This is a genomic window from Mycobacterium nebraskense (genome assembly GCF_002102255.1).
Classification (GTDB): Bacteria; Actinomycetota; Actinomycetes; order Mycobacteriales; family Mycobacteriaceae; genus Mycobacterium; species Mycobacterium nebraskense.
The window spans coordinates 35784-46380 of sequence record NZ_LQPH01000047.1; the positions used below are offsets into that span (position 1 = coordinate 35784).

The 10597-nt window shown below is 65.0% G+C and carries 12 protein-coding genes; 4 read left to right on the forward strand and 8 right to left on the reverse strand.

Features of this window, described 5'->3' with window-relative positions:
* The 3 genes from AWC17_RS05385 to AWC17_RS05395 all read left to right on the forward strand — a co-directional run bounded on the left by AWC17_RS05385 (window position 1) and on the right by AWC17_RS05395 (window position 1805).
* The gene (locus AWC17_RS05385) at window positions 1–252 is read left to right on the forward strand and encodes an acyl carrier protein (protein ID WP_046183856.1); all 252 of its coding nucleotides are present in this window, start codon (window positions 1–3) and stop codon (window positions 250–252) included.
* 25 nt (window positions 253–277) lie between these two features.
* Complete coding sequence (locus AWC17_RS05390) at window positions 278–1258, forward strand: Acg family FMN-binding oxidoreductase (RefSeq protein WP_046183857.1); 981 nt, start codon at window positions 278–280, stop codon at window positions 1256–1258.
* A gap of 130 nt (window positions 1259–1388) precedes the next feature.
* Window positions 1389–1805: a pyridoxamine 5'-phosphate oxidase family protein gene (locus AWC17_RS05395; RefSeq protein ID WP_046183858.1), complete on the forward strand. Its 417-nt coding sequence runs from the start codon at window positions 1389–1391 to the stop codon at window positions 1803–1805.
* An 8-nt stretch (window positions 1806–1813) separates the two neighbouring features.
* Here AWC17_RS05395 and AWC17_RS05400 read toward each other — a convergent pair whose 3' ends face one another.
* The 8 genes from AWC17_RS05400 to AWC17_RS05435 form a co-directional block, all read right to left on the reverse strand.
* Window positions 1814–3220, reverse strand: a complete 1407-nt coding sequence (locus tag AWC17_RS05400) for a bifunctional lysylphosphatidylglycerol flippase/synthetase MprF (RefSeq protein WP_231588567.1) — start codon at window positions 3218–3220, stop codon at window positions 1814–1816.
* Window positions 3221–3250: 30 nt separating this feature from the next.
* Complete coding sequence (locus AWC17_RS05405; RefSeq protein WP_085164390.1) at window positions 3251–4042, reverse strand: universal stress protein; 792 nt, start codon at window positions 4040–4042, stop codon at window positions 3251–3253.
* A gap of 21 nt (window positions 4043–4063) precedes the next feature.
* Window positions 4064–4495, reverse strand: a complete 432-nt coding sequence (locus AWC17_RS05410; protein ID WP_046183861.1) for a CBS domain-containing protein — start codon at window positions 4493–4495, stop codon at window positions 4064–4066.
* A gap of 104 nt (window positions 4496–4599) precedes the next feature.
* Entirely contained in the window at window positions 4600–5244 is a 645-nt protein-coding gene (locus AWC17_RS05415; RefSeq protein WP_046183862.1) for an SRPBCC family protein, read from the reverse strand.
* A 93-nt stretch (window positions 5245–5337) separates the two neighbouring features.
* Window positions 5338–6138 (reverse strand): sigma 54 modulation/S30EA ribosomal C-terminal domain-containing protein, encoded by an 801-nt coding sequence (locus tag AWC17_RS05420; RefSeq protein WP_047323342.1) that lies wholly within the window; start codon window positions 6136–6138, stop codon window positions 5338–5340.
* A 68-nt stretch (window positions 6139–6206) separates the two neighbouring features.
* Window positions 6207–7244, reverse strand: a complete 1038-nt coding sequence (locus tag AWC17_RS05425) for an acyltransferase family protein (protein WP_156181196.1) — start codon at window positions 7242–7244, stop codon at window positions 6207–6209.
* A 60-nt stretch (window positions 7245–7304) separates the two neighbouring features.
* Window positions 7305–8135, reverse strand: coding sequence for a slipin family protein (locus AWC17_RS05430; protein WP_046183876.1), 831 nt, complete (start codon window positions 8133–8135; stop codon window positions 7305–7307).
* Window positions 8136–8287: 152 nt separating this feature from the next.
* Window positions 8288–8773 (reverse strand): flavodoxin family protein, encoded by a 486-nt coding sequence (locus AWC17_RS05435; RefSeq protein WP_046183864.1) that lies wholly within the window; start codon window positions 8771–8773, stop codon window positions 8288–8290.
* Between the two features lie 448 nt (window positions 8774–9221).
* Here AWC17_RS05435 and AWC17_RS05440 point away from each other — a divergent pair, with 448 nt between their 5' ends.
* Window positions 9222–10595: a trypsin-like peptidase domain-containing protein gene (locus AWC17_RS05440; RefSeq protein WP_046183865.1), complete on the forward strand. Its 1374-nt coding sequence runs from the start codon at window positions 9222–9224 to the stop codon at window positions 10593–10595.
* Window positions 10596–10597 lie beyond the last annotated feature (2 nt).

The following is a 10597-nucleotide window of genomic DNA, read 5'->3' on the forward strand; positions in this document are numbered from 1 at the left end:
ATGACCAATGAAGACACTCGCGCCGTCGTCTTGTCGGTGCTGACGACCATCGCCCCCGAGATCGAACCCGACGAGATTCGCGACGACGTCCTGCTGCGCGACCAGGTCGATCTGGATTCCATGGACTGGCTGAGCTTTCTGCGTGGGATTCACAAGCGGCTGCATGTCGATATCCCGGAGTCGGATTACGCATCGCTGCGGACACTGGCCGACGTGGTCGGTTACGTGGAGAAGAACGCGTCCAAAGTCTGAGCCGCGAAGCGCACAGGGGGTCGGCATGATGGCTGAGAGGCCGGACATCGACGTGATCCAACGGGCGGTGCTGCTCGCCTGCCGCGCTCCCTCGGTGCACAACAGCCAGCCGTGGCGCTGGGTGACCGAGGCCGGCGCCCTGCGCCTGTTCGTCGACCGTCACCGGGCGATACCGGCCACCGATTATTCCGGCCGAGAAGTGATCCTGTCCTGTGGCGCCGTTCTGAACCACCTTTGCGTCGCCATGACCGCGGCGGGCTGGGAACCGAAAGTGGAGCGGTTTCCCGACTCCAATGACCCCGGCCAGCTGGCCTCGGTCACCTTCAGCCCGCTAGAGCACGTGACCGAAGCCCAGCACCGCCGCGCCGAGGCCATCCTGCAGCGCCGCGCCGACCGGCTTCCGTTGGGACGCCCCACGTATTGGGACATGTTCGAACCCACACTGCGTGGCACCTTCGACGACACCCAGGTCACCCTGGACGTTCTGCCCGACGAGGTGCGACCGCTCCTGGTGGAGGCGTCGCAACTCACCGAGGAGCTCCGCCGCGACGACTTGTACTATCACGCCGAACTCGACTGGTGGACTTCCTCCTTCGTGTTGGCCGAGGGGATGCCGCCAAGCGCGCTGGCCTCCGACAAGGAGAGCTGGCGGGTCGACGTGGCCCGCAGCTTCCCGATCAGGAGCCACGCGGACCGGCGCGGTGAGGTCAAAGCGGATTGGGCGAAAATCCTTGTGCTGTCGACCCCCGAGGACACCAGGTCCGACGTGTTGCTGTGCGGCGAAGTGTTGTCGACGGTGTTGCTGGAGTGCACGATGGCGGGCATGGCGACCTGTCCGCTCACCCATCTGATCGAACTCGACGAGAGCCGTGACATCGTGCGGGAACTCGTCGGCCGGCGCGGCGAGCCGCAAGTGTTGATCCGCGTGGGGATCGCGCCGCCGATGGAGCAACTTCCGCCGGCAACTCCGCGGCGTCGGTTGGGCGATGTGCTGCAGATCCGCTAGACGTTGCGCGGCGGTATGGCGAAGTGGGTAACACCTTTGGTCACCGTCCCGCGGGACTTTCGGCCGACGCCCCTGGCCGGCCTGCGCAATACCATCGAGTGTGTAGTGCTGCTGACGAAGGGGACGACTGATGTCACTGATCGATGATGGGGTTTCCATCCTGCCGGTGAACCAATGCTGGGATCTCCTGGCGGGCGTGACACTGGGGCGCCTGGTCACCAGCGTTGGTGGTCAGCCCGAGATCTTCCCGGTCAACTACGTCGTGCAGCGCCACACTGTGCTGTTTCGCACCGCGGAGGGCACCAAGCTGGTCAGCACCGCGATAAACAACCGGGTGCTGTTCGAGGTGGACGACCACAATGTCGCCGAGGGGTGGAGCGTGATCATCAAGGGTACCGCGCGCTCTCTTCGCTCCAACGAGGAAATCGAGGAAGCCGAGCGCGCCCAGGTACTGCCCTGGACCACGTCGGAGAAGTCGCACTACGTGCGGATCATCCCCGAGGTTGTCACCGGCCGCCGGTTCCGTTTCGGTGGGCCGGTGGAGTGACCCTGCGGCTACCCTGACCTCATCCGGCGCGGGCGCGGTACGAACTCCAGCGACAGCAACACCATCAGCGCAGCCGGAATATGGTGGGCGCACAACACCACGTAGCGTCGCTCGGACAGCGCGTGGAACTTGCGGAGGTAGCGATACAAGGACTCCAGCCGGATCAGTGGGTCCAGCAAGTGGATCAGCCAAAGCGCGATCCGCTGCAGCGGGCCCGGTCGAGCGGCTTCGAAGATTTCCGGAAACGCCGCGAAGGCGAGCGAAAGGCGCTGTCCGCCAGTGCTTTGCGTATGAGCGATCATGTCGACGCTGAGCCGCTCGTCGACGCCGTTGGGCGCGTCCGGGCGGCGGAACGGCACGTCGAGGCTGACTTCCGTTCCCCCGCCGGCGGTTAAGTATCGGTGGAACGCGACCGCCCGCCCGCACCCGTCCCGGGCGATGGCCAACGCGACACCGGGGAAGCGGCCCTGCAGCGCACCGTCGAGGTTCATGCAAAACCCGCGGTCGGTGCGTGCCGCGCGGTGAGCGGCGTACAACACCTCGGTCAGCTCGGCCAGCATCGCGCCGCTGAGTTGTTGTTCGTCGACGATCTCGGTCGTGACACCGCCGTTGTGTGTGCGCTGCACCGCTTGGCGCAGGTTGCGAAAGCGGCGCCCCCGCAGGGTGAAATGGCGGATATCCACGACGACATCGCGGCCGATCGGCACCGACAGCATCGGCTGCCCCACCGTGTCCCTGCACCACAACCGAAGGTGGCGTTCGCCGGCGGCCAATACGATGACCTGCCATCCGCGGCTGCGGCACATGCGGACGAAATCGGCCACCAGATCGTCGAATTGCGTCACGTCGCCGATCGGGTCGCCGCTGACGACGGCGAACCCGAGCCGCGTGCGGAAAGCGATCGCCGCGGTCCCTTCGGTGTTGAAGTGATAGCTCTTGCTCGAGTGCATGGCGAAGGGTGCCAAGGGATCCCTCCGCGTGGCGTTGACCAGCGCCCACACCTGGTCCAGCAGCTCCGGCTGCGGCCGGGCCGTGGTGGGTGACATCAACGCGAGCCCACTGCCGGCAATCAGAACATTGCCCAGCACCGCCCAGGACAGGAAGTGCGCGCCCAGCCCGGCACCCACCGCGGCAGCCGCGTATATCGCATGCGCGGTGGTCACCGGACGGCCGAGAAAAATGCCGCGCGCGATCAAGGCGGCCGCGCCCAGCAGCGCCACCGACCAGCCGAACCGGCCCGGGGCAACACGTTCGTAGCCGAGATATTCGCGTGCGACCAGCACCACCAACCAAACCAGAAGGCACAGCAGCATCAACACGCTGACCGCACGCGCCGCCGGGACATCGGCACCGACCAAAACCCGTTCCCTGCCGCGCGCCGTGTTGGTCCCGCGGCTTCTGGGACTGATCTTCACGATGCCCTCTAGCGGCCCTCTAGCGGCCCTCTAGCGCACCACGAGCACGGAGCATTCGGGGTGGCGGAAGAGCGGATGCCCTTGCGGCCCGACCAACTGCGCCAGCTGACCAGCCTCATCGCCGCCGATCACCGCGAGCTGAACCCTTTCGTCGTTCGCGCTCAGGTAGCTGGCGATGGCGTGCTTCGTGGTGATCCGATAAACGCGCACCTCGGGATAGTGCTGCCGCCATTCTGCTACCCGGCGTTCGAATTCGCCGTCGGCGTGCTCGGTGAGTTCCTCGGGCCGGCCACCGAGGACAAGCATCGGAGCCCTGCGCAACTTCGCCTCCGCTGCAGCGTAATTCACGACAATGTCGTTGCCGGGCGCGTCCGTCATCCGGACCACGATCCAATTGATGTCCGGTGGCGGCCGGTCGGATTCGGTCCGCAGGACCGCGACCGGGCAGCGCGCCTCCTCGGCGAGCTCCGTCGCCGTCGACCCCACGATCGAGCGCGCGTAGCGTCCGATGCCGACGCAACCGACGCAGATCATCTCGGCATCCGAGGATGCCTCCAACAGCACGGACCCGGCGGGACCCCGCGGCACGTCGGTTTCGATCGTGACGGCCTTGCCCAAGGCCTCGACGGCCAACCGTGCTTGCAGGAGCGACTTTTGGGCGTGTGCGATGTCGCGCTCGTAGTCTTCCGGGGATTCATGCGTCGGCTTGACGACGGAGATCAGACGCAGCGGCACCCCGCGGGTGATCGCCTCGTCGATACCCCACAGCGCGGCCGCGACCGCCGCCGACGAACCGTCGATTCCTACCAGGATTGGTTTCATCGTCCGAGCCGCCCAACCCAGCTAGCTGGCGATGGCCGATGGCGCGCAAATCGCCTTGACGAACTGCACGATGGCGTGTTCGGGCAGGTGCCGGGCGATGTCAGCCTCGGTGACGATGCCGACCAGGCGATGCCCTTCGATGACGGGGAGGCGACGGACCTGATGCTCTTCCATCGTGTTGAGCATGTCCGGGATGCTCGCGTCCACGTCCACGAAGTAAACGCTGTTCCGGGCCAGCTCCCCGGCCGTGGCGGTGTTCGGGTCCAGGCCTTCGGCCAGGCCTTTGACCACGATGTCACGGTCGGTGAGCATCCCGTGCAGCTTGTCGTCGTCCCCGCAGATCGGCAATGCACCGATGTTGTGCTCCCGCATGTGTTGGGCGGCGGCGGTTAGGGTCTCGTGCTCGCCGACACAGGTCACACCGGCATTCATGATGTCTCGTGCGGTGGTCATCGTGTCCTCCTGGAGTTGCGGATTGCGTCTACTGTCGAAAGTAGGCAGCCGCCACAGCCGGCGCTAGGGTCGTTCGGCCTTCTCGTCGCGGACTAATGGGCAGGTCAACTCGTTTTGACAGACGAGCGGATCGGCTCCGTCACGGTGAGGCGCTCCGCCCGGCGCTTGACCGCAAGCAGCAACGCGCGTGTCCCGAGCGCTATCAACGGCCTGGCCAGTTCCATGACGAAGACTTCGCCCGGGTAGCGCAGGGCGATTCGGGCGCGTGCGAGCAGGCGGACGCGGTCCTCCCAGTGTGGCTGGAGGTGAAATGACAAGACCGCATTCCAGTGTGGCGCCAACCGCATGGCATCGAGCACGATGTATTTTCCGGGCACGATCTCATCGACGCGCAGGGTCAGCCCGTCGGGTAACCCCATCCAGCCTTCGGGAGCCAGGCGGATCCCATCCCCCACCCGCAGCTCCCCGTTATCATGCTGCTCCACAGGGCTTCTCAGCCCCTCGGTGTCGTAGCGTTCACCCCGATCCTGGCCCATCTGCAGTAGCCGGGACCAGACCGCGGACGCAGTCGCGTCGATGTCGACCGCCTCGGTCGTCTGGACCGCCGGATCGCTCACCAAGGCGTCACCCGGAAAACGCATCTGCGACTCCGCCTTGGTTGCGCCCCAGTTGCGGTAATACCTGCGCGCGCAGTAGAGAGCGGTGAACAGCGCGGCGATCTGGGCGATCCGCTTTGTCGTGTTGGCCATGGCGCCAGTCTGCGCGGTGCGCCCCGATGCCTACGAGGGTCCTTGGTCCTTGGTGAGCGCGCCGATATGCCCTGCGCACCGCTTAGAGGCGCCCTAGCCGGCCGGGGTGATCAAGCCGTAATGCCCGTCGTAGCGGTGGTATAACACGCTGGCGCAGCCGTAGTCGGCGTGGATGAAGAACAGGAACGGCAGGCCGAGTACGGCCAGCCGGTTGGCGGCTCCCTCTTCGGTGAGGCACGGCAGCGATTGTTGGCTCACGGTCACGGGTAGCGTGTGCTGACTCACCTGGTCGGCCAGGGCCGGTGCTGCCAACGCAAGGCGGTAGCCCGTTGGCCCTGCGCGATACAGCACACCGGCAATGCCCGTGCCTTTCTCCGTGAACAGGTGGAAGTCGTAGTCGAGCAGCTCCATTTCGCGGGCGGCATCGTCGATGGTGCAGGGCGCCATGGTGAACGATTTACGGCGGATGACGCGGCGCTGGTCTGCCGGACGAGCGAAGTAGTTCGGCCGGCGCGCCGGCTCGGACTCATGCCGCCATTCGGCGGCACCCGCCGGTAGCTCGCCGCGGCGCGCCTCCCAGTGTTCGGCGGCGCGTTCCAGGCGGCGGCGCAACCGCGCCGCGAGAAGGTCGACCGCTTCCCGCGCCGTGTCGGCCTGGACCTGGGCGCGGACGGGCCGGCCATCGACATCGAGATTGGCCTGCGCGACGACGGGCCGCTGCACCGCCGGATCGCGATGCCTGGTCAGTCGGACGCTTGCGTGCAGCACCGGCCGGCTTGCGTACCGTGTGAGCTCACTGATCTTGCTGCGCGCGTATTCGGCCGCCGCTGGAAGCTCGTCGCGCGTGGTGACCTGAACATCGATGTCCTGTGGCGTTTTCGTTCTGTGGCGCATAGGTAAAGTGCTACGTCACAGAACCGGTTGCGGGACAGAGTCAAAGGTCACCAGACCCCACACGGCGTTCACACGTGATGGGGCAATTTGGCCGCCTTGAGCCGCAGTGCCGGTTTCTCGATGGCGAACCAGCTTGCCGCAGCGAACGGCAATGTGGCCGTGGTCGCCACCACCGCAAAGATAAGCGGGTCAAAGTGTCTGAGCCCGCCGATGACGAGGAGCTGCTGGGTCGGCCATGCGTAGATGTACACGCCGTACGACAGATCGTTGTGTAGATGGAACCTATGCAGCATGATGCCGGACGCGATGATCCCGTAGGCCAGGGGTAATGCGCCAATGATCCGATAGTCGGGCAACAGCAGGCCGCAGACCGCGACGATCGCGAAACTTGCTGCGACCCAAGACCATCGAGCCGGTATCACGTCCCGAAGCTGATAGAGCACCGCGCCGGCGGCGAACATAATCGTAAAGCGTGCAAGACATTGCGGGATGGTCCACGACCACGGGTCAGCCATGGGCGGCAACAGCAGCGCCACGATCACACCGGCGGCCAACATAGCCGAAGATGTCCACCGATACCGTGCCAGACCGACAACGCCGATGGCGAGCACCGCGAGGTAGCAGATCACCTCGAACACCAAGGTCCACAGCGACGCGTTCCACGTGCGGGGGTGTGGGACGCCTTGCGGTGTGCCACCCACGTCGAGTTTGAGGTGAGCGATAGCGCTGTTGAACAGAACGAACTTCAGCGGTCCACTAGAGCGCAAAAGGCCTAGCGCAGACCCACCTTGCAGCGCGAGACCGATCGGCGCGAAAACAAAAGCGGTGACGATCAAACACGTGTAGAAGCCCGGCAGGATGCGCAGTGCTCGAGCCTGCAGATACGCTCTTGGTTGCGGGTTGTTCAGCCAGCTCGCGGTAACCAAGAAGCCTGACACCGCGAAAAAGCCGTCCACGCCTAGAGAAAACAAAAGCCGCTGCGCGACCGGTGACGAAACACTATGGCCGGTCACCGCAAACGAATGCCACAGGATCACCTCGATGGCCAGGATCAGCCGCCACAGGTTGAGGGCATTGCTGCGCCGGTCGAAAACCTGGCCGATCACAAAAAGCCTCCCTCCCAGCGTCGCTCGGCTTTCTCCAGCCCGCATAGAGTCGGGCAGCGTTCAGTGCAGTGCAGCTGCCCGCACCAGCTTCTCCTCGGATTGGCCGGTGCTCTTGGACGCATCGGTCTCACGCGCCAAAAAGGCGGTGAGTTCTCCGATCGCGGTCATCAGCGGGGCGGGAAAAACGATGGTGGTGTTCTTCTCCACCCCCAGTTCGAGCAACGTCTGCAGGTTGCGCAGCTGCAACGCCAGCGGGTGTCTCATCATGGTGTCGGAGGCGTCGCCGAGCGCCGCGGCCGCGCGGGCCTCCCCCTCGGCCGCAATGATTTTGGCCCGCTTCTCCCGCTCCGCCTCGGCCTCGCGCGCCATGGCGCGTTTCATGCTGTCCGGGAGCTGAATGTCCTTGAGCTCCACCAAGGTGACCTCCACGCCCCAATCCACGGTGGTGGCGTCAAGGATCTGGCGAATACTGCCGTTGATCTTCTCGGTTTGGGCAAGCACTTCGTCGAGGGAATGTTGCCCAACGACATTGCGAAGGGTGGTCTGTGCGATTTGGTCGATGGCGGCGTTGACGTTTTCGATGACGACGACGGCCTTGCGGGCGTCGATGACCCGGAAGTAGGCGACCGCGGCGATGTCGACACTGACGTTGTCGCGGGTGATGATGCCCTGGGACTGGATGGGCATCGTCACGATGCGCATCGAAATCCGCCATAGGCGGTCGATGATCGGAATGATGATCCGCAGCCCGGGTTCGCGAACGCCGATCACGCGGCCGAGGCGGAAATGCACACCGCGCTGGTACTGCTGCACCACCCTGATCGACGCCAGGGCCAGCAACACCGCGACGACAACCCCTGAGACAACCAGAAATGTGGCAACTTGGGTCATGACGACCACCTCAATCCACCAACGCCGCTATCGGCGATGCGGCTGTTACTGACGGTAGAGCCGCGATGGCTCATCAGTCAGTGGCCAAAAGTCCCGACCCATCCGACCGAAGGACCCTTGTCCGCGTCCTCGATGAGACCGGCCGCCCTCCGTTACGACGCCGCCTGCGAGCCGGCGGCCCGTTTGCGGACCCGAGCGGCGAACGCCGCGGCCCGATCGAGGTCGTGGTCGTTGGGCCGATCCCTGTTGATTCCACCGATGAATCCGAACGGCCCAACAGTGTCGAACCCTCGGCAGGAGAACGAGCCGATCACCTCGAAGCCCTTTTGCTCGAGCTTCTCCCGGATCGGTCTGTGGTAGCCCAACAGCGGAATCTCGCGTGCGCCGCTGGTGAAGAACGTGAACGCGGCGGTGTGGTGGTCGGCGGCCGGGAGTAGACGGATCAATTTCCGCAGCCTCGCATCCGCCATCATGTAGTAGATGCCCGAACCGAACCCGACGAGGTCGTAGTCGCCAACGGTGTCGGGGTCCACCGACTCGGGTGTGACCACCTCGGCATCCAGCACCTCGGCCATCCGGTCGGCCACCAGGCGGGTGTTGCCGTGCGATCTCGAAGCGCACACGATAAGCGACCTCATCGCCAACTCCTTTGCGAACGTGGCTCAGACAGCTCCATGCTGCGCGTGGGCTCGCGATCGAGTAAGGGCGCAAAGGCACAGCGGCTCGGGGCGTTGGTCACTTTCGTGAATCACCCCCGGTGAACGCCGAAAACCACAGACGAACGGAGGTCCTTCACGGTCGGGACTTCGGTCCCTATCGACTCGTCCGGTAAACCGCTCAAATAAGGGTTGTGACTGTGACAGCTCCCGCAACGGAGCGAAATACCGCGACATCCGTTGTCGGCGCGGAAGTAATCGTCCTCGAGCTGCATCCGGCTTGGATTTCGGCGCAACGAGAGGCAGCCGAGCTCGCTGCGGCGATGCACCGTCATCCGTCATCGATGGTCCGCCCCGCCCACTGGGCTCAAGCCCAGATCCGGCGGCCCCGGTCGTGACGCCAATAGCGGCGCGTACGCCGGCCCGAAGGATGGTGGCGTTGTCGGCGGTCGCCCTCATGCTCTGGGCCGGTGCGCCGGGCATGGCAGCCGCCGATAGCGGGCGTCCGCAAGCCAAGCCCGAGGAACGGGCGGCGGCTCTGATTCGGCCGTCCATCATGTATCTCGCCGGTGAAGGCTACGGCTTGGTCCGGCTGCCCAATGGTGAGGTCCTGTCTCAATTCGGCCGAGGTTCCAGCATGCCTTTCCTGGCCACCTGGAACTGCACGGCTTTCGTCGTCAACCCCGACGGCTGGGTGGCGACGGCGGGTCACTGCGTCGACCCGGCGAGCGCCACGCTACTCATACTCAAGCGGGCCGCCATGGAATATCAAAACGAGTTTCCGGATGCGCCCGAGTCGAGCGACCCGGCAACCACGTTGGAGTGGCTGCAGAAGAACGCGCGGGTGGAAGGCGACACGCCCGGCCAAGGCCCTCACGTGGGCATCGCGCTGATGTCCGGTACCGGAACGAAACTCACCGATAAGGTGACCGCGAACGTCGTCGATTTCCGGCCCCTCGGGAAGGGCGACGCCGCTCTTCTCAAGGTAGCCAAACGCAACCTTCCGTCGTCCGAACTCGCTACCGACGCCGACGTCGCCATTGGGACGCCCATTCTCGCGGTCGGCTTCCCCGAGAGCACCCAAAACGTCACCGGCCCTTCGCTCGACCCCACCTACAAGAGCGGCAAGGTCAGCAAGAAGTCCGTCGCGGGATCGAACCCCGCGTACGAGATCGACGCCGCAATGACGGAAGGCATGAGCGGTGGCCCGACAATCGGGCTGAACGGCAAGGTGGTTGGCCTGAACAGCTTCGCCCCCGCCGGCGAGTCACAACCGTTCAACTTCATCGCGCCGGCCGACGGCATAGCCGCGATATTGGCCAGCAAGGGCGTCAAGCCGATGCTCGGACCCGCTGACAGGTTCTATCGCAAGGGACTCACCGACTTCTATGGGGGCCACTACACCGATGCCATCAACGAGTTCGACCAGACGCTGGCCATGTCGCCCGGCTATCCCGGCCTGGATGATCTGAAGACCAACGCGGCCAATCTGCGCCAGCAGTACGGGGATGCGTCGTTGCTGAGCGGCATGAATCTGTTGTGGTACATCGTCATCAGCGTTGTGTCGGTGATCGGCCTCGGTGCCGGCCTGACCTTCTTGGGGCTCAAGGTGCGACGTCCCCTTCAGCCGGCACCCGACGTGCAACCGCTTCGTCTGATGCCCAAGCAGGAATCGGGAGCCGACGAACCGCACTTCTGCGCACATTGCGGAGCTGAGCACCATCCGACCGAACGGTTCTGCCCGAACTGCGGTAAGCACATAGATCTTCCAGCCCCGGTGCGGGGAACCGGGCTGATATCTTGACC